Source organism: Streptomyces sp. M2CJ-2, from assembly GCF_016757295.1.
Classification (GTDB): Bacteria; Actinomycetota; Actinomycetes; order Streptomycetales; family Streptomycetaceae; genus Streptomyces.
On sequence record NZ_JAESIF010000352.1, the window covers coordinates 1 to 224 of the forward strand.

1 pseudogene is annotated in these 224 nt (G+C 70.5%); it reads left to right on the forward strand.

Going from position 1 to position 224, the window contains the following annotated elements:
• Window positions 1–224 (forward strand): annotated as a pseudogene (locus JL475_RS39595) (hypothetical protein); the annotation flags it as partial.

Below are 224 nucleotides of genomic sequence, written 5' to 3' on the forward strand. Positions count from 1 at the left end.
ACACCAGCGTGGGCTCCGAAGATGTGCCGGGCGCCGGCCCCGTGATGGCCGACAGCAACGGCGGCAAGCTCTACCGGCAGTCGGTCCTCGACCGCGGCAACTGGAAGCTTCCGTTCCGATGGGGTGTCATCGGCACCGTCGAGCCGTCGGTGGCCCGGGTGACCGTCTCCTACGGCGGTGCCACCAGCCAGGCCGCCCTGGACCACGGCTGGTTCGTCGCCTCT